The following is an 18,535-nucleotide window of genomic DNA, read 5'->3' as shown; positions in this document are numbered from 1 at the left end:
CCGCTCGGCCGTCGCCCGCCGTGGCCACCGAGGCTTCGCTGCTCGCCGCCTCGAGCGCGCCCCCCGCCGCGCGATCCGCAGGCCCGCGGCCGCCTCACCGCCGCGGTGCTGGGCCTGGTGCTGCTGTGGCCGGTGCTGCAGCTCAGCGAGTTCCGCCCGTCGGCGCTGTTCCAGCCGGGCAACCTGTCGGTGATGGGCGGCTTCCTGGCCGGTTTCCTGCCGCCTTCCACCGACCCTGAATTCCTGCGGCTGCTGGGCCGCGCCACGCTCGAGACGCTGGCCATGGCCACCGCCGGCATGGCCATCGCGTTCGTCATCGCCGCGCCGCTGGGCCTGGCGATGAGCCGGGCGCTGTCGGTCTCGCGGCTGGGCCCGGGTGCGCTGCGCTGGCGCGGCAGCCTCCTGCGCACCGCGGCCCGCACGCTGCTGATGGTGCTGCGCGCGGTGCCCGAGGTGGTGTGGGCGCTGCTCTTCGTACGGGCGCTGGGCCTCGGGCCGGCTGCGGGCGTGCTGGCGCTGGCCATCACCTACGGCGGCATGCTGGGCAAGGTGTATGGCGAGATCCTCGAATCCACCGACACCCGCCCGGCGCGGGCGCTGCTGGAAGCCGGCAGCGGCCGGCTGGCCGCGCTGTGCTACGGCCTGCTGCCCGGCGCCGCGCAGGAGCTGGCCAGCTACACCGTCTACCGCTGGGAGTGCGCGGTGCGCGCCTCGGTGGTGATGGGCTTCGTGGGCGCGGGCGGCCTGGGCCAGCTGATGGACCAGTCGATGAAGATGCTCAACGGCGGCGAGGCGAGCAGCATCCTGCTCACCTTCCTGCTGCTGGTGTTCGTGGCCGACGGGCTGTCGGCGCTGCTGCGCAGGTGGCTGGCATGAGGCGCGACCAGTGGCCTGGCCTGCTGGTGCTGCTGGCCGTGCTGGCCAGCGTGGCGGCCAGCTTCGCCTACCTGGCCATCGACTACCGCGCGCTGGCCACGCCCGAATCGCTGCGGCTGATGGGCCGTTTCGTGGCCGAGTTCTTCCCGCCCGACGTCTCGGCGGCCATGCTGGCCAAGGTGGGCTGGGGTGCGCTGCAGACCCTGGCGGTCTCCGCCCTGGGCACGCTGCTGGCGGCCGCGGCCGGTGCGCTGCTGGCCCTGCCGGCCGCGGGCCGAGCAGGGCGGGCGGCCCGGCCAGCGGCCCGGCTGCTGCTGAACATGCTGCGCAGCGTGCCCGAGCTGGTGTGGGCGGCACTGATGGTGCTGGCCGCCGGGCTCGGGCCGTTCGCCGGCGCGCTGGCGCTGGCGCTGCACACCACCGGCGTGCTGGGCCGGCTGTTCGCCGAGGCGCTGGAGAACCTGCCGCCCGCAGCGGAGCGCACGCTGCGCGAGGCCGGCAGCGGCGCGGTCGCCGCCTTCGCCTACGGCAGCCTGCCGCTGCTGGCACCGCAGGCCGCGGCCTATGTGCTGTACCGCTGGGAAATGAACATCCGCATGGCCACGGTGCTGGGCTTCGTCGGCGCCGGCGGCCTGGGGCAGCTGCTGTACTTCCACCTGTCGCTGTTCCAGCAGGCGCAGTCGGCCACGGTGCTGGCGGCGATGTTCGTGCTGGTGTTCGTGGTGGACGAATTCAGCGGCTGGGCGCGTCGCCGGCTGGCGCCTGCCCACGCCTGACCAGCTCCTGCGCCGCGGCCCGCATCGCCTCGTCCGACAACGAAGGCAGCACCAGCCGCTCGCCGCCGCGCTCGTTCTCGAACAGCCGGCGGGTGGAGCGGGTGTAGGCCGGGTCGTAGTGCTCGCGCATCACCCGCTCGAACAGTTCGGCCGTCAGACCGGCCGCCGCCAGCTTCTGCCAGCGCTCGTAGGCCTCGCCGCCCACCAGCGGGCGGATGGGCGCCAGCTGCTCCACCATGGCCACCGGGTTGGCCACGAAGTGTGCATAGTCCTCGTGCCACAGCCGCACGCGCTCGGGCATGCCCACTTCCAGCGTCAGCGTGGGGCTGCTGTACATGGCCTCGTGCAGCGCATCGGGCAGCTGGATGCGGCCGATCTTCTTGCTCTCGGCCTCGATCCACACCGGCCTGGCCGGATCGAAGCTGCGCAAGCGCTCCAGCAGCCGGCTGTCGAACCACTTCTGGCTGGGCTGCGGCGCACCGGGCAGGGCGCCGATCAGCGAGCCGCGATGCGAGGCCATGCCTTCCAGCTCCAGCACCTGTTCGCCGGCGGCTTCCAGCGCATGCAGCAGCCGCGTCTTGCCGCAGCCGGTGGGGCCGCACAGCACGCGGTAGCGGAAACGGCCGGGTTCGGTGGCCAGCGCCTGGCGCACCCAGCCGCGGTAGCGCTTCCAGCCGCCGGGCAGCACGTCCACCTCGAAGCCGATGGTGCGCAGGTTGTCGGCCCACAGCCGCGAGCGCTTGCCGCCGCGGAAGCAGTACACCAGCATGCGGTCGGCCGGCGTGTACTTCGAGATCAGCGGGCCGATGTGCTGCGCGATGTTCTGCAGCGAGTAGCGCACGCCGATCAGGTAGGCCTTGTGGGTGTCGGTGCGGTGGGTGGTGCCCACCTCGGCGTATTCGTCGTCGTTGACCACCGGCAGGTTCACGGCGCCGGGAATGTGGTCTTCCGCGTACTCGCGCGGGGAGCGGGCATCGATCACCAGCGCATAGCGGTGGAAGTCGTCGACGCCGAGTTCGGTGGGATCAGCCATGCGGCCACTCTACCGCCCCGCTGGCGGCAGGCCGCTTCAGGCCGCCGGCGGCGGCGCCTGCCACTGCCCGTCGAGCAGCAGCTGGTGCGGCTCGAACTGGGCCTTGTAGGCCATCTTCTGGCTCTCGGCGATCCAGTAGCCCAGGTACACGTGCGGCAGCTTCAGGAGCTTGGTCTGCTCGATCTGCCACAGCACGTTGTAGGTGCCGTAGCTCTTGTGCGGCTCGGGCTCGTAGAAGGTGTAGACCGCCGACAGGCCGTCGTTCAGCACGTCGAGGATGGACACCATCTTCAGCGTGCCCAGGCCTTCGGCGGCCGGCTCGCGGAATTCGACCAGCCGCGAGTTGACACGACTTTGCAGCAGGAACTGGGTGTACTGGTCCACGCTGTCATGGTCCATGCCGCCGCCGGCATGGCGGCCCGACTGGTAGCGCAGGTAGAGCTGGTAGTGCTCCGGCACGAAGCACAGCCGCAGCACGCGCGCCTTCAGCCCGCTGTGCGCCTTCCAGGCGCGGCGCTGGCTGCGCGTGGGCTGGAAGTCGTTGACCAGGATGCGCAGCGGCACGCAGGCGCGGCAGCCGTCGCAATAAGGCCGGTAGGTGAACATGCCGCTGCGACGGAAGCCGTTGGCCACCAGGCCCGAATACGCATCGGCATGGATCAGATGGCTGGGCGTAGCCACCTGCGACCGGGCCATTCGGCCGGTGAGGTAGCTGCAGGGGTAGGGCGCTGTCGCATAAAACTGCAGCGACGCCAGGGGAAGGTCTTTCGGATAGGTCACGCGCTTGGCTCTCCGCGCAGTCCGAGCTGGGCCCAGTACGCCGGATCATAGGCCCAAGCCGACGGCCCTTGCGCCGGCAGCACCTGCGCCAGGTGCGCCTCGAACTGCGCACGGGGGATCTCGTGCGCGCCCAGCGAGGCCAGGTGGCCGGTGTTCTGCTGGCAGTCGATCAGCCCGATGCCGTGCACGCGGCAGAAGGCCACCAGGCCGGCCAGCGCGATCTTAGAGGCATCGGTGCGGTGCGAGAACATGGATTCGCCGTAGAACATGCGACCGATGGACACGCCGTACAGCCCGCCCACCAGCTGGCCGTCGATCCAGGTCTCGAAGCTGTGCACCCGCCCGGCGCGGTGCCAGGCGGTGTAGGCGGCCACGATCTCCGGCACGATCCAGGTGCCGGCCTGGCCTTCGCGCGGCGTGCCGGCGCAGGCTGCGATCACGCGCGGGAAGGCGCTGTCCACTCGCAGTTCGCAGCCTGGCGTGCGCATGAAGCGCTGAACTGTCTTGCGCAACGAGCGCGAGAGCTTGAAGTCTTCCACCGGCAGCACCATGCGCGGATCGGTGCTCCACCACAGCACCGGCTGGCCGTCGGAAAACCAGGGGAACACACCCTTGCGGTAGGCCTCCTCCAGGCGGGGCAGGCTGAGGGTGCCGCCGGCGGCCAGCAGGCCGGGCGCGTCCGTGTCCACGCCCAGGGCGCGGCGGGTATCGGGCAGCGGCGTGCTGTCGTCGTGCAGCCAGGTCAGGGCGGTCATGCGCCGATGATGCCCGGCCGGTGCGCCGGGCCGGGCGGGCCTAGATCAATTCCTCGATCGTCAGCATCCCGTACTTCTTGGCCAGCGTGGCCTTGCCGCTGCGTGCCGCCTCGGCCACGCGGTTCTGCATCTCGTCGTCGCGCACCCGCACGATCATCAGCCCGTGGCCCTCGAGTGCCAGCAGGTACATCTGGCGCATGGACTGGATCTCCGAGCCGAAGCCCGAGGCGCCGCTGGCATCCGGCAGCAGCGGCTTGAACTGGGCCACTACCTCCTCGGGACTCAGGCGGACGATGTCGCCGTCCGCCACGCCCTGCGACTGCAGCGATTGCGCAACAGTGTCGGCGGCCGATTCCTCGGGGAAAACGATGACGACATGGCCCGTGGGCTTGAAGCTGCCGAACGACAGCGGCAGGTTGTCCTTGGTGATGGTGGGCTCGAACATGGTCTGGCTCCTGGCGATGTGGCCGCGGCCCGGGGCGGGCCGCGGCATTTCAGTCACCCCAGCCGTGGCATGCGTCGTGCCCACGCGTCATGCCGCGGATGCGGGGGTGTGGCGTGCTGCCGGTCAAATGCCGATATCGCGCGAGGCGATCCGGCAATTCTGGCCGTCCCGCCCCTCCCGCCCTGCTGACAAACGGAGTGCTTCGCATTTACCCCGCCCAAAACGCATTGGAAGCTCATGCAAACGATTGTTGTCCGTGCAATGTCACCGCGCGCTACGAGGCACCATCGGCACAGGATGCGGAAAACGCCGATCGTGTAGTCGGCCAATCCCGCATAGATTGCAAATATGACGGGCGCGTGCAATCGACCGCTACCGCGCCGGAAGCACCTGAGGCTGATTTGCTGCATAAACCGGGTTCAGTTCACTGCGTAAAAATAGTGGCTTGCCGCACTGAGGATGAAATAATCCCGTCCATATGAACGCAAAAACAACGCCTCCCGCCGAAGAAGTCACCACGTCGGCGTTCTACACCACCATCGAAACCGCACGCCTGCTCGGTCTGGCCGTGCGGTCGGTGCAGTTGATGGTCGATCGTGGTGAGCTGGAAGCCTGGAAGACACCAGGCGGGCATCGGCGCATCTCCAAGGTGTCGGTCGAGCGCTGGATTGCCGTCAACCGCATGCATGTCACTTCCGGCGGCAGCGGCGCCGGTGCGGGCAAGCAGGAAGAAAAGGCACCGCGCGTTCTGCTGGTGGAGGATTCCTCGCACTTCCAGAACCTGGTGTCGCTGCTGGTGCGCGAGCAATATCCGGAAGTGGAACTGCATGTGGCCGACGACGGCATTGCCGGCCTGGCCATGTATGGCCAGCTGCAACCGCAAGTGCTCATCGTGGATATTCTGTTGCCGGGTATCGACGGCGCCACCTTGATTGCCAGCCTGCGTTCGCATCCGCAATTCGCCAACAGCGAACTGATCGTGATGACTTCGCTGGACGAACAGCAACGCGCGCCTTATGCATTTGCGTTGGCGGGCGTGCCGGTGGCGCACAAACTCCAGCTGGTCGCGCAATTGGAGCCCCTGCTGCGCAATGCGCTCGTCAAACATCTGCCGCGGCTGGCGGCTGATCAGGGCGATCAGAAAAACACCGCTGAATAAATCGGCATGCAACGGCGCCTGCCGCGGGATGCGGCGGGCGGTGCGCAGGCCAGTGCGCAGCCACACTGGCCGCCGGCCTCTCCATCTGCGACCGCAGGGTGCCCTGTCAGTCACAGGTCGGTCATTTTGATAAAAATGATGTAAATGAACTGAACTGGTATTTCCATCGATGCCAGTCGCCGTCCCGTGGTTTTTGTAAACCCGTGTGCACGCCTTACTATTGTGATTCAGGGGCACATTTCTGAGCGAAGATGATTCGCTCGGTGGTTCGAGGCGGAGAGCGGTGATGGTGGAATCGACGTTTGCGCTGCGCGATATGGTGGCGGGTCTGGCCGATACTTTTGGTCGGCAGGCCCGGCTGAAGGGCGCCGAATTGGTCGTGGACGTTTCGCCTTCGCTGGCCGCGGTCACGCAAACCCTGTCCGGCGACCTGTCCAGGCTCACGCAGCGTGTGAAATTGCTCGGCGAACAGGCGCTGGCGCCGGCCACGCCCAGCGGCAGCCTGATCCTGCGCATCGAGCAGCAGCCCGCGGGGCCACTGGCGCCGGACGACATCGTGCTGCGCTTCGGCTTCCACGATCCCGCGCTTCGCTCGGCCGCGCAGGCCACCCACTTCTTCGACGAGCGCTTCCGCCGCGCCGCCACGGCCACCTCGCCGCCGCCGCTGCAGCCCCTGGATGCCGCGCTGCGGCCCTTGCAACAGCACCAGATCCTGGCCGTGGACGACAACGCGCCGGCCCTGCGGGTGCTGCTGCAAACGGCAAGCGCCTTCGGCCTGTCCATCGAGCCGGCGCACGACGGCTGGGATGCCCTGCGGGCGGTGATGCTGGCGCACGAGGCCTCGCGTGACCATGGCCTGGTGCTGCTGGACGCCCGCATGCCCGGCATGGACGCGCTGGACTGCGCCCGCCAGCTGCGCGAGAACACGCCCTGCCGCGCGCCCATCCTGCTGATGGCCGGGCCGGGCGACGAGGACGCCGTGGCGGTGCTGGCGCCCGACCAGCCGCTGGGCCGGGCGCTGGGCATCGCCGGCGTGCTGCGCAAGCCGGTGGTCGATGGCGCGGTGCTGGCCCGCGCCTGCCTGGACGCCCTGGTGGTGCGGCCGCCGCTGGTGGGACCCGAGCCCGCCGCCCCCGGCCCGCTGGACGGCCTGCACCTGCTGGTGGTGGCCGATACCGACGTCGCCACGGCCGGCGTGCCGCGGCCCGCGACCGCCGCGCTGGTGGCGCAGCTGCGCCTGGCCGGCGCCAGCGCCCGCCAGGCCAGCGGCGGTGGCGACACGCTGGACCTGCTGGCCATGCCGCAGTGCGACGCGGTGCTGCTGCACCTGCAGCCACCGGGCGGCCGCGCGCTGGAAGCCGCCCGCGCGCTGCGTGCAGAGCCCCGGCTGCGCCACCTGCCGCTGCTGGCAGTGGGACCGGAGGCGAGTCAGATCGACCGCGCGCGGCTGCAGGCCGCCGGCATCGACGAGGCGCTGCCCGACGCCGGCGACATGCAGGCGCTGGCCACGGCCCTGGCGCGCTGCCGCGCCGCGCGTGCCGCCGCCACGCCGGCCGCGCTGCAGCCGCTGGACAGCCTGCCCGGCATCGACGCTGCCATCGGCCGCGCCAGCACCATGGGCAACGACAAGCTCTACCGCCGCCTGCTGATCAAGTTCCGCGATGCGCAGCACGACGTGCCGGCCCGCATCGCCGACGCCTGGCAGGCCAGCGACGTGCAGGGCGCCCGGCGCCTGGCGCACGACCTGGCCAGCGTGTCCGGCACCTTGGGCGCGATGCAGTTGCACCGCTGCGCGCGCGACCTGGAGTCGGTGTGCGCCGGCGAGGCCGACGCCGCCAGGCTGCCGGCGCTGCTGGCCGCCACCAGCGTGGAGCTGTCCCGCGTGGTGCGCAGCCTGCAGTTGCTGGGCACTGAATAGGCAGGCGCCCAACGCCAGCGCCGGCCACGGCGCAATCCCCTTCCCGGTGGGGAGGCCCACGCCAAGTGTGCAATCTGCCCTGATTGTCATCCCGGGTTCGGAGGGGCGGTGCTACAGTCGCCCCCTTGTTTGAAGCAGGTCCTTCCCGTCCCCTTTGCTGGCGTACAGCCAAGGCGGGTCGCAATCCGCCAACCGGTCAAGCCGTGTCGCGGAAGGTTTTCCAACCAGCCAACAGTGCCCAAGAAGGGCGCGTGAGGTGAGCGAGATGATGGAACAGTACAGGTCCAATTCGTACCTGTTCGGCGGCAATGCGCCGTATGTCGAAGAGCTTTACGAGGCCTACCTCGACAACCCGGGCTCCGTGCCCGACAACTGGCGCAGCTACTTCGACGCCCTGCAGCACGTGCCCGCGGTCGACGGTTCCGAGAACCGCGACGTCGCCCATGCGCCGGTGATCGAATCCTTCGCGCAGCGCGCCAAGGCCGGCGCCTTCGCGCTCAAGGCCAGCAACACCGATCTCGCCGTCGCCCGCAAGCAGGTGCACGTGCAGTCGCTGATCGCGGCCTACCGCTTCCTCGGCTCCCGCTGGGCCGACCTGGACCCGCTCAAGCGCACCGAGCGCCCCAAGATTCCCGAGCTGGAGCCGGCGTTCTACGACCTGACCGAGTCCGACATGGACATCGTGTTCAGCGCCACGAACACCTACTTCACCTCCGCCGACCAGATGACGCTGCGGCAGATCGTGCAGGCCCTGCGCGAGACCTACTGCGGCTCCATCGGCGCCGAGTACATGCACGTCACCGAGCCGGCCGAGAAGCGCTGGTGGCAGGAGAAGCTGGAAAGCATCCGCAGCAAGCCGACCTTCAGCGCCGAGGAGAAGATCCACATCCTCGAGCGGCTGACCGCATCGGAAGGCCTGGAGCGCTACCTGCACACCAAGTTCGTCGGCCAGAAGCGCTTCTCGCTGGAAGGCGGCGAGAGCTTCATCGCCTCGATGGACGAGATCGTGCAGCGCGGCGGCCAGAAGGGCGTGCAGGAGATCGTGATCGGCATGGCCCACCGCGGCCGCCTGAACGTGCTGGTCAACACCCTGGGCAAGATGCCCAAGGACCTGTTCGCCGAGTTCGAGCACACCGCGCCGGAGAACCTGCCGGCCGGTGACGTGAAGTACCACCAGGGCTTCTCCAGCGACGTCTCCACGCCGGGTGGCCCGGTGCACCTGTCGCTGTCGTTCAACCCCTCGCACCTGGAGATCGTCAACCCGGTGGTCGAAGGCTCGGTCAAGGCCCGCCTGGACCGCCGCGGCGACAAGGAAGGCGACCAGGTGCTGCCGGTGCTGGTGCACGGCGACGCCGCCTTCGCCGGCCAGGGCGTGGTGATGGAGACGCTGGCGCTGGCGCAGACGCGCGGCTACTACACCGGCGGCACCGTCCACCTGGTGATCAACAACCAGATCGGCTTCACCACCAGCGACCCGCGCGACACCCGTTCCACGCTGTACTGCACCGACGTCGTCAAGATGATCGAGGCGCCGGTGCTGCACGTGAACGGCGACGACCCCGAGGCCGTGGTGCTGTGCACCCAGCTCGCGCTGGACTACCGCCAGGAGTTCAACAAGGACGTGGTGGTCGACATCGTCTGCTTCCGCAAGCTGGGCCACAACGAGCAGGACACGCCCAGCCTGACGCAGCCGCTGATGTACAAGAAGATCAGCAAGCACCCCGGCACCCGCAAGCTGTACGCGGACAAGCTGGTGGCGCAGAACGTGCTGCCGGCCGACGGCCCCGACGCAATGGTCAAGGCCTACCGCGCCGCGATGGACGCGGGCAAGCACACGGTCGACCCGGTGCTGACCAACTTCAAGAGCAAGTACGCGGTGGATTGGGCGCCGTTCCTCAACCGCAAGTGGACCGACGCCGCCGACACCGCGCTGCCGCTGGCCGAGATCAAGCGGCTGGCCGAGCGCGTGACCACCATCCCCGAGAAGTTCAAGCTGCATCCGCTGGTGGAGAAGGTCATCGCCGACCGCGCCGCCATGGGCCGCGGCGAGGTGAACGTCGACTGGGGCATGGGCGAGACGCTGGCCTACGCGTCGCTGGTGGCCTCGGGCTACCCGGTTCGCCTGTCGGGCGAGGACTGCGGCCGCGGCACCTTCGTTCACCGCCACGCCGTGCTGCACGACCAGAACCGCGAGAAGTTCGACGAAGGCACCTACATCCCGCTGCAGCACGTGGCGGACAACCAGGCCCCGTACACCGTCATCGACTCCATCCTGTCCGAAGAGGCGGTGCTGGGCTTCGAGTACGGCTACGCCAGCGCCGAGCCCAACACGCTGGTGATCTGGGAAGCGCAGTTCGGCGACTTCGTCAACGGCGCGCAGGTGGTCATCGACCAGTTCATCGCCTCGGGCGAAGTGAAGTGGGGCCGTGTCAACGGCCTGGTGATGATGCTGCCTCACGGCTATGAAGGCCAGGGCCCCGAGCACAGCTCGGCCCGCCTGGAGCGCTTCATGCAGCTGGCCGCGGACAACAACATGCAGATCTGCCAGCCGACCTCGGCCAGCCAGATTTTCCACCTGCTGCGCCGGCAGATGGTGCGCATGTTCCGCAAGCCGCTGGTCATCATGACGCCCAAGTCGCTGCTGCGGAACAAGGACGCCACCTCGCCGCTGTCGGACTTCACCAAGGGCGAGTTCCGCACCGTCATCGGCACGGACAACCCGGACGTCGAGCCGCAGAAGGTCAAGCGCATCATCGCCTGCTCGGGCAAGGTGGCCTACGACCTGATCAAGCGCCGCGACGAGAAGAAGGCCTACGACGTGGTGATCCTGCGCGTGGAGCAGCTGTACCCGTTCCCGCACAAGGCCTTCGCCGCGGAGCTGAAGAAGTTTCCGAACGCGACCGAAGTGGTGTGGTGCCAGGACGAGCCGCAGAACCAGGGCGCCTGGTTCTTCGTGCAGCACTACATCCACGAGAACATGGCCGAAGGCCAGAAGCTCGGCTACGCCGGCCGCCCGGCCTCCGCCTCGCCGGCCGTGGGCTATGCCCACCTCCACCAGGAACAGCAGAAGGCACTGCTCGACCAGGCCTTTGCCAAGCTCAAGGGCTTCGTGCTGAGCAAGTGACCCACCGACTGAATCCACAACAAACACATCATGGCCATCATTGAAGTCAAGGTTCCGCAACTGAGCGAGTCGGTCGCGGAAGCCACCCTGCTGACCTGGAAGAAGAAGCCTGGCGAGGCAGTTGCCGAAGACGAGATCCTGATCGAGATCGAGACCGACAAGGTCGTGCTGGAAGTGCCGGCGCCCGCCGCCGGCGTGCTGGCCGAGTTCGTCAAGCAGGACGGCGCCACCGTCGCCAGCGACGAAGTTATCGCCAAGATCGACACCGAAGCCGTGGCCGGCGCCGCGGCGCCGGCTGCTGCCGCACCCGCACCCGCTGCCGCCGCCCCGGCCGCGGCACCTGCGGCCGCCCCCGCCGCCGCCCCCGCGGCCGGCGGCAGCAAGAGCGACGTGGCCATGCCCGCGGCCGCCAAGCTGCTGGCCGACAACAACCTGTCGGTCGGCAGCGTGGCCGGCACCGGCAAGGACGGCCGCGTGACCAAGGGCGACGTGCTCGGCGCCGTGGCCGGCGGTACCGCCGCCCCGGCCGCCAAGGCCGCGCCGGCACCGGTGGCTGCACCCGCACCTGCGCCCAAGCCGGCGCTGCCGCCGGTGGCCGCGCCGGTGGCGCAGAACCTGGGCGACCGCCCGGAGCAGCGCGTGCCGATGAGCCGCCTGCGCGCCCGCGTCGCCGAGCGCCTGCTGCAGTCGCAATCCACCAACGCCATCCTCACCACCTTCAACGAGGTGAACATGGCCCCGGTGATGGAGATGCGCAAGAAGTTTCAGGAGAAGTTCGAGAAGGAGCACGGCGTCAAGCTGGGCTTCATGAGCTTCTTCGTGAAGGCGGCGGTCGCGGCGCTCAAGAAGTACCCGGTGATCAATGCCAGCGTGGACGGCAACGACATCGTCTACCACGGCTACTTCGACATCGGCATCGCGGTGGGCTCGCCGCGTGGCCTGGTGGTGCCCATCCTGCGCAATGCCGACCAGATGAGCTTCGCCGACATCGAGAAGAAGATCGCCGAGTTCGGCCAGAAGGCGCGTGACGGCAAGCTGTCGCTCGACGACCTGACCGGCGGCACCTTCTCGATCAGCAATGGCGGCACCTTCGGCTCGATGCTGTCCACGCCCATCATCAACCCGCCGCAGAGCGCCATCCTGGGCGTGCACGCCACCAAGGACCGCGCCGTGGTCGAGAACGGCCAGATCGTGGTGCGCCCGATGAACTACCTGGCGATGAGCTACGACCACCGCATCATCGACGGCCGCGAAGCCGTGCTGGGCCTGGTCACGATGAAGGAAGCGCTGGAAGACCCGGCCCGACTTCTCTTCGACATCTGAGCGCAGCACCATGGCTGAAAAGAACTTCGACGTCGTCGTGATCGGCGGCGGCCCTGGCGGCTACATCGCGGCCATCCGCGCGGCGCAACTGGGCTTCAACACCGCCTGCATCGACGAGTGGACCAACGACAAGGGCGGCCCGGCACCGGGCGGCACCTGCACCAACGTCGGCTGCATCCCCAGCAAGGCGCTGCTGCAGTCGAGCGAGCACTTCGAGCAGGCGCACCACCACTTCCAGGACCACGGCATCGGCCTGGACAACCTGTCCATCGACGTGCCGAAGATGCTGTCCCGCAAAGACCTGGTGGTCAAGCAGAACAACGACGGCATCCTCTACCTGTTCAAGAAGAACAAGGTCACCTTCTTCCATGGCCGCGGCTCGTTTGCCAAGGCCGCTGAAGGCGGCTACGAGATCGCCGTCGCCGGCAAGCAGGCCGAGACCATCGGCGCCAAGCATGTGGTGGTGGCCACCGGCTCCAATGCCCGTGCACTGCCCGGCGCGCCGTTCGACGAGGTCAACGTGCTGTCCAACGACGGCGCGCTGAAGGTCGGCGCGGTGCCCAGGAAGCTGGGCGTCATCGGCTCGGGCGTCATCGGCCTGGAGATGGGCTCGGTGTGGCGCCGCCTGGGTGCCGAGGTCACGGTGCTGGAAGCGCTGCCCACCTTCCTGGCGGCGGTGGACGAGCAGGTGGCCAAGGAAGCCTTCAAGGCCTTCACCAAGCAGGGCCTGAAGATCGAGCTGGGCGTGAAGATCGGCGAGATCAAGAACGAAGCCGGCGGCGTGACGGTGGCCTACACCGACGCCAAGGGCGGCGCACAGAGCCTGGCGGTGGACAAGTTGATCGTCTCCATCGGCCGCACGCCCAACACCATCGGCCTGAACGCCGAAGCCGTGGGCCTGAAGCTGGACGAGCGCGGCGCCATCGTGGTGGACGCCGACTGCAAGACCAACCTGCCCAACGTCTGGGCCATCGGCGACGTGGTGCGTGGCCCGATGCTGGCGCACAAGGCGGAAGAAGAAGGCGTGGCCGTGGCCGAGCGCATTGCCGGCCAGCATGGACATGTCAACTTCAACACCATCCCGTGGGTGATCTACACCAGCCCCGAGATCGCCTGGGTGGGCCAGACCGAGCAGCAGCTCAAGGCCGAAGGCCGCGCCTACAAGGCCGGCAGCTTCCCGTTCATGGCCAACGGCCGTGCGCGGGCACTGGGCGACACCACCGGCTTCGTCAAGTTCCTGGCCGATGCCAAGACCGACGAGATCCTGGGCGTGCACATCGTCGGCCCGATGGCCAGCGAGCTCATCTCGGAAGCCGTGGTGGCCATGGAGTTCAAGGCCAGCGCCGAGGACATCGCGCGGATCTGCCATGCGCATCCGTCGCTGTCCGAGGCCACGAAGGAAGCCGCCCTGGCGGTGGACAAGCGCACCTTGAACTTCTGATGGCAGCGGCCGGCCCGCAGCGTCGGCCGGTCTGACCGCCATGGGGGTCAGACAGGTCTATGAGGCCGCGCTGAAGGCGCGCGGCTACCAGAGCGATCCGGCGCAGCTGCGCGCGATCGCGGCGCTGGAGCGCTGCGAGAACGAGTGGATCCGCTACCTGGAGCAGCGCAGCAACGCGGTGGCCCGCCTGCTGCGCCGCCCGCCCATTCCGCGCGGCGTGTACATGGTCGGCGGGGTGGGGCGCGGCAAGAGCTTCCTGATGGACTGCTTCTTCCAGTCGGTGCCGCTGCGCCGCAAGACGCGGCTGCACTTCCACGAGTTCATGCGCGAGGTGCACCGCGAGCTGCAGGAACTCAAGGGCCTGCAGAACCCGCTGGACGAGCTGGGCAAGCGCATCTCGCGGCGGTTCCGCCTCATCTGCTTCGACGAGTTCCACATCGCCGACGTGACCGACGCGATGATCCTGCACCGGCTGCTGGAGGCGCTGTTCGCCAACCGGGTGAGCATCGTCACCACCAGCAACTTCCGCCCCGAGGGCCTGTACCCCAACGGCCTGCACCGCGACCGCATCCTGCCGGCGATCGACCTGCTGAACCAGCGCATGGAGGTGATCGACGTCGACAACGGCACCGACTACCGCAGCATCACGCTGGAGCAGGTGGCCATGTACCACACGCCGCTGGGCCCCCAGGCCGATGCCGCGATGACCGAGGCCTTCGACAAGCTGGCCGAGGCCCGCGACGAAGACCCGGTGCTGCACATCGAGCAGCGCGAGATCCGCTCGCGCCGCAAGGCCGGCGGCGTGGTGTGGTTCGACTTCAAGCAGCTGTGCGGCGGGCCGCGGTCGCAGAACGACTACCTCGAGATTGCGACCCAGTTCCACACGGTGTTCCTGTCGAACGTGCCGCTGATGCCGCCCAACCTGGCCAGCGAGGCACGCCGATTCACGCTGCTGATCGACGTGCTGTACGACCGGCGGGTCAAGCTCATCATGTCGGCCGCGGTGCCGGCCGAGCAGCTCTATACCGAAGGGCCGCTGGCGCATGAGTTCCCGCGCACCGTCTCGCGGCTGAACGAGATGCGCTCGGCGGAGTTCCTGGCGCTCGACCGGCGCGACGTGGACACGCGCATCACCTGAGACGGCATCACGATGGCACCTACTGCACCCCGGCTGGTCGCCTGGCTCATGGCCCTGGCGGCCGGCGCCGCCACCGCGCAGGGCGTGGGCGAGCAGCGCGCGCGCATCGAGCGCGAACAGGCCGCCGCCGAAGCGCGGTATGCCGAACGCGAGGCGGTGTGCCTGCAGCAGTTCATCGTCACCGCCTGCGTGAACGAGGCCAAGGCCGAGCGCCGCGCGGTGCTGGAGCGCCTGCGCAACGAACGCCTGGCGCTCGACGAGCAGCAGCGCAAGCAGCGGGCGGCCAATCGCCTGGCCGATGTGGAGAAGCGCCGCCAGGAACGTGCGCAGGCGGAACGCGAAGCGGCGGGCCGCGTGGCCGAGCGGGCGTCGTCACCCGCCGCACGCGCGTCGGCGCCTGCCGTGCCGCTGCCGCCGCCGGCTGCGGCGCCGGCCGTCACGCCCCGCAGCGCGCCTGACCGGAGCGGGGAGCGCGCGCGTGCGGCCGAACGCGCCGCGCAGCAGGCGCAGCGTGCCTCGGCCGCACAGGAGCACCGGCGCAGGGTCGAGGAGCGCAACCGGCGCGATCCACCGCCGCCTTCGCTGCCGGTGCCGCGGCAGCTGCCGGCCAGCGCGCCTTGAAACCGCGGCGGCCGGCCGCGCCGCTCAGTTGGCGTTGGCGGTGCCGCGCGGCAGCGCATCCACCCGCAGCAACGCCAGCGAGAGGTTGTCGCCACCGCCGCGTGCGCGCTGGCGGGCCTTGTTGATCAGCATCTCGCCCGCCTCGCGCGGAGGCAGCGCATCCACGATGGTGCCCAGCTCGTGCGGGGTGAAGTAGTGCCACAGGCCGTCGCTGCAGGCCAGCAGGCTGTCGCCCACCTCCAGCCGCTCGATGGTCATCAGGCTCAGCGGCGGGTCCTGCTGGGTGCCCAGGCAGCCGGTGAGCAGGTTGGACTGCGGATGGGTGTTGGCGTCTTCCTCGGCCAGCCGGCCTTCGTCGATCAGCCGCTGCACGAAGGAGTGGTCGATGGTGCGCGACACCAGCTGCGCCCCGCGGAAGTGGTACACGCGGGAATCGCCGGCATGCACCACGTGGCCGCGGCGGTCCGGGCTCACCAGGAAGGCGGCCACGGTGCTGTGCGGCTCCTCCTCGGCGGTGATGGCGGTGAGCTTGATCATCAGGTGCGCCTCCTGCACCAGCTGCCTCAAGGTCTCGCCGGCGTCGTCGGTGCCCGGCACGAAGCGCTCGAACAGCTGGCGCGCAGTGAGCAGCACCTGGTCGGCCGCCTTGCGCCCGCCGCTCTTGCCGCCCATGCCGTCGGCCAGCACGCCCAGGGCGCAGCCGGCCACCCGCGGGTGCACCAGCAGCGCCACCTGGTCCTGCTGGTAGGCGCGGTCGCCACGGTGGATGCCGGTGGCGGCGGACAGGCGGTGGCCCGGAGGACTGGCCACGGTGGAAGCGGGGAAGGGACTGGACATCACGGCAATATACGGGAAGGAGTGGCCTAAACTGGGCTGCCCGCCATGCCAGACAACCTGCACTCGCCCCAGCGCCAGCTCATCGAGCTGCGCATGGAACATGCCGACCTCGACAGCGTGATCGACCGGCTGTCGGTGACCCAGCCGGAGGACGATCTCTCGCTGCGCCGGCTGAAGAAGCGCCGCCTGATGCTGCGCGACCAGATCGCCCGGCTGGAAGTGCAGCTGGAACCGCCCGAGCCCGCGTGACCGAATCAGAAGACATCGCCGACCCGGCGATGCAGCATCCCCCGACGATCCCGCCGCACTGGCCGATGCCGTGCGGCGTGCCTTCGCGCTGGACGGCCCGCTGGCTGCGGCCGATCCGCACTACCGCGAGCGTGAAGGCCAGCAGCAGCTGGCCCTGGCCGTGGCCGATGCGCTGGCCCACCGCGAGGCCCTGGTGGCCGAGGCCGGCACCGGCACCGGCAAGACCTTCGCCTACCTTGTGCCGCTGCTGCTGGCCGGCCGCCGCGCGCTGGTGAGCACGGCCACCAAGAGCCTGCAGGACCAGCTCTTCCTGCGCGACCTGCCGCGCCTGCGCGAGTCGCTGCAGGTGCCGGTGACGCTGGCGCTGCTCAAGGGCCGCGCCAGCTACCTGTGCCTGCACCGCATGGACCAGGCGCGGCAGACCGTCTCGCTGGCCGACCGCTTCGTGCTGCGGGCGCTGGCGCGCATCGAGCAATGGGCGCAGACCACCACGGGCGGCGACCTGGCCGAGCTGGAAGGCCTGGACGAACGCTCGCCGGTGATTCCGCTGGTCACTTCCACCCGCGACAACTGCCTGGGCACCGACTGCCCGCGCTACCGCGAATGCCATGTGATGAAGGCACGCCGCGACGCGATGGCGGCCGACCTGGTGGTGGTCAACCACCACCTTTTCTTCGCCGACATGGCCTTGCGCGACAGCGGCGTGGCCGAGTTGCTGCCCACGGTGGATGCCGCCGTGTTCGACGAGGCCCACCAGCTGGTGGACGTGGGCACGCAGTTCCTCGGCCGCGCGCTCGGCACCGCGCAGCTGATCGACCTGGCGCGCGACCTGCTGGGCCTGGGCCAGCAGCAGGCCCGCGGCCAGGCCGACTGGCAGGCCCTGGCCGCCGCCTGCGACCGCGCCGCGCGCGAGCTGCGCATCGCCGCCGTCGGGCCGCTGCGGGAGGTGCATGCGGGCGTGAAGCTGCGCTGGGCCGACCGCGCGGGCGGCGCAGCTTTCCTGCAGGCCATCGACGACGTGGGCGCCGCCTGCGATGCCGCGGTGCAGGCGTTGGCCGAGGTGGACGAGGGCAACGCCGAACTGGCCCGCCTGCGGGCGCGTGCCGAGCATGCGGTGCAGATGGCGCGACACTTCGCCGAGCCGTCCACGCCCGACCATGTGCGCTGGGTGGACCTCAGCGCCCAGCAGGCGCGGCTGATCGAGGCGCCGCTGGACATCCGCGAGCTGCTGACCGAGCAGCGCAACGCGGCGCCGCGCGCCTGGGTTTTCACCTCGGCCACGCTGGGCGACGACGAGAGCCTGCGCTGGTTCACCACCGCCGCCGGGCTGGAGGACGCCCGCAAGTTGCGGGTGGGCAGCCCGTTCGACTATCCGGAGAACGCGCGGCTCTTCGTGCCGCAGCGCTTTCCCAAGCCCAACGATCCGGGCCATGCGGAAGCCGTCGGCCGGCTGGCCGGCCGTTGCGCCGCGGCGCTGCGCGGGCGCACCTTCGTGCTCACCACCACGCTGCGGGCGATGCAGGTCATCGCCCAGGCCCTGCGCGACGAGCTGGCGTGGGCCGGCGGCGACATCGAGGTGCTGGTGCAGGGCCAGCAGCCCAAGCGGGCGCTGATGCAGCGCTTCATGACCAATCCCGCCAGCGTGCTGGTGGGCTCGCAGAGCTTCTGGGAAGGCATCGACGTGCCGGGCGATGCCCTGCAGTGCGTGCTGATCGACAAGCTGCCGTTTCCGCCGCCCAACGATCCGCTGGTGGAAGCGCGCGTCAAGCGCATCGAGAGCGAAGGCGGCAATGCCTTCGGCGAGCTGTTCGTGGCCGACGCGGCGATCAGCCTGAAGCAGGGCGCCGGCCGCCTGATCCGCAGCGAGACCGACCGCGGCCTGCTGGTGGTGTGCGACCCCCGCATGGCGACGATGAACTACGGCCGCCGCCTGCGCGCCGCGCTGCCACCGATGAAGCTGGCCACCACCGAGCAGGAAGCCCTCGACTGGCTGCACCACCTCGCCGAATCCCACGGGTAGCAAAAACGACAACGGCCGCCGAAGCAGCCGCATGAGTCAA

General features: G+C 69.5%; 16 protein-coding genes. 11 read left to right on the top strand and 5 right to left on the bottom strand.

The window, feature by feature from the left end; translation table 11 throughout:
* The first annotated feature begins 105 nt into the window (after positions 1 to 105).
* Both LRS14_RS05925 and phnE read left to right on the top strand, forming a co-directional pair.
* On the top strand, positions 106 to 876 hold the full coding sequence (locus LRS14_RS05925) for an ABC transporter permease (protein WP_257798946.1): 771 nt from the start codon (positions 106 to 108) through the stop codon (positions 874 to 876).
* Positions 873 to 1,652, top strand: coding sequence for a phosphonate ABC transporter, permease protein PhnE (phnE, locus tag LRS14_RS05920; RefSeq protein ID WP_257798945.1), 780 nt, complete (start codon positions 873 to 875; stop codon positions 1,650 to 1,652). Before LRS14_RS05925 ends, phnE begins: the two co-directional genes overlap by 4 nt.
* Here the strand turns inward: phnE and mnmH are convergent.
* Genes mnmH through LRS14_RS05900 form a run of 4 tightly spaced genes read right to left on the bottom strand, consistent with a single transcriptional unit; the run spans position 1,609 to position 4,665 of the window.
* Complete coding sequence (mnmH, locus tag LRS14_RS05915; protein ID WP_257798944.1) at positions 1,609 to 2,685, bottom strand: tRNA 2-selenouridine(34) synthase MnmH; 1,077 nt, start codon at positions 2,683 to 2,685, stop codon at positions 1,609 to 1,611. The genes phnE and mnmH overlap by 44 nt on opposite strands.
* A gap of 36 nt (positions 2,686 to 2,721) precedes the next feature.
* Entirely contained in the window at positions 2,722 to 3,465 is a 744-nt protein-coding gene (locus LRS14_RS05910) for an arginyltransferase (RefSeq protein ID WP_046111480.1), read from the bottom strand.
* Positions 3,462 to 4,220, bottom strand: coding sequence for a leucyl/phenylalanyl-tRNA--protein transferase (gene aat, locus LRS14_RS05905; RefSeq protein WP_257798943.1), 759 nt, complete (start codon positions 4,218 to 4,220; stop codon positions 3,462 to 3,464). Before aat ends, LRS14_RS05910 begins: the two co-directional genes overlap by 4 nt.
* Positions 4,221 to 4,260: 40 nt before the next feature.
* Entirely contained in the window at positions 4,261 to 4,665 is a 405-nt protein-coding gene (locus LRS14_RS05900) for a hypothetical protein (RefSeq protein ID WP_257798942.1), read from the bottom strand.
* A 478-nt stretch (positions 4,666 to 5,143) separates the two neighbouring features.
* Here LRS14_RS05900 and LRS14_RS05895 point away from each other — a divergent pair, with 478 nt between their 5' ends.
* The 7 genes from LRS14_RS05895 (at position 5,144) to LRS14_RS05865 (ending at position 15,389) form a co-directional block, all read left to right on the top strand.
* Positions 5,144 to 5,824: a response regulator gene (locus LRS14_RS05895; RefSeq protein WP_046111477.1), complete on the top strand. Its 681-nt coding sequence runs from the start codon at positions 5,144 to 5,146 to the stop codon at positions 5,822 to 5,824.
* Between the two features lie 379 nt (positions 5,825 to 6,203).
* Positions 6,204 to 7,742, top strand: a complete 1,539-nt coding sequence (locus tag LRS14_RS05890) for a response regulator (RefSeq protein ID WP_257798941.1) — start codon at positions 6,204 to 6,206, stop codon at positions 7,740 to 7,742.
* Between the two features lie 265 nt (positions 7,743 to 8,007).
* Positions 8,008 to 10,866 carry a 2-oxoglutarate dehydrogenase E1 component gene (locus LRS14_RS05885; protein ID WP_046111475.1) on the top strand — a complete coding sequence of 953 codons (2,859 nt, stop codon included), beginning with the start codon at positions 8,008 to 8,010 and terminating at the stop codon, positions 10,864 to 10,866.
* A gap of 30 nt (positions 10,867 to 10,896) precedes the next feature.
* The gene (gene odhB / locus LRS14_RS05880; protein WP_257798940.1) at positions 10,897 to 12,189 is read left to right on the top strand and encodes a 2-oxoglutarate dehydrogenase complex dihydrolipoyllysine-residue succinyltransferase; all 1,293 of its coding nucleotides are present in this window, start codon (positions 10,897 to 10,899) and stop codon (positions 12,187 to 12,189) included.
* Positions 12,190 to 12,199: 10 nt separating this feature from the next.
* Entirely contained in the window at positions 12,200 to 13,630 is a 1,431-nt protein-coding gene (gene lpdA, locus LRS14_RS05875; protein WP_257798939.1) for a dihydrolipoyl dehydrogenase, read from the top strand.
* Between the two features lie 40 nt (positions 13,631 to 13,670).
* Positions 13,671 to 14,768: a cell division protein ZapE gene (zapE, locus tag LRS14_RS05870; RefSeq protein WP_046111472.1), complete on the top strand. Its 1,098-nt coding sequence runs from the start codon at positions 13,671 to 13,673 to the stop codon at positions 14,766 to 14,768.
* Between the two features lie 12 nt (positions 14,769 to 14,780).
* Complete coding sequence (locus LRS14_RS05865) at positions 14,781 to 15,389, top strand: hypothetical protein (RefSeq protein ID WP_257798938.1); 609 nt, start codon at positions 14,781 to 14,783, stop codon at positions 15,387 to 15,389.
* A gap of 24 nt (positions 15,390 to 15,413) precedes the next feature.
* Here LRS14_RS05865 and LRS14_RS05860 read toward each other — a convergent pair whose 3' ends face one another.
* Positions 15,414 to 16,226: a PP2C family serine/threonine-protein phosphatase gene (locus LRS14_RS05860; protein ID WP_046111470.1), complete on the bottom strand. Its 813-nt coding sequence runs from the start codon at positions 16,224 to 16,226 to the stop codon at positions 15,414 to 15,416.
* 45 nt (positions 16,227 to 16,271) lie between these two features.
* Here LRS14_RS05860 and LRS14_RS05855 point away from each other — a divergent pair, with 45 nt between their 5' ends.
* Together LRS14_RS05855 and LRS14_RS05850 are read left to right on the top strand one after the other, a co-directional pair.
* Positions 16,272 to 16,475: a YdcH family protein gene (locus LRS14_RS05855; RefSeq protein WP_046111469.1), complete on the top strand. Its 204-nt coding sequence runs from the start codon at positions 16,272 to 16,274 to the stop codon at positions 16,473 to 16,475.
* Positions 16,476 to 16,545: 70 nt separating this feature from the next.
* The gene (locus LRS14_RS05850) at positions 16,546 to 18,495 is read left to right on the top strand and encodes an ATP-dependent DNA helicase (protein WP_257798936.1); all 1,950 of its coding nucleotides are present in this window, start codon (positions 16,546 to 16,548) and stop codon (positions 18,493 to 18,495) included.
* Positions 18,496 to 18,535 lie beyond the last annotated feature (40 nt).

It is taken from the genome of Aquincola sp. J276 (assembly GCF_024700035.1).
Taxonomy (GTDB): domain Bacteria; phylum Pseudomonadota; class Gammaproteobacteria; order Burkholderiales; family Burkholderiaceae_C; genus Aquincola; species Aquincola tertiaricarbonis.
Note: the sequence above shows the minus strand (reverse complement) of the source record. Positions and strands in the feature narration are given on the sequence as shown.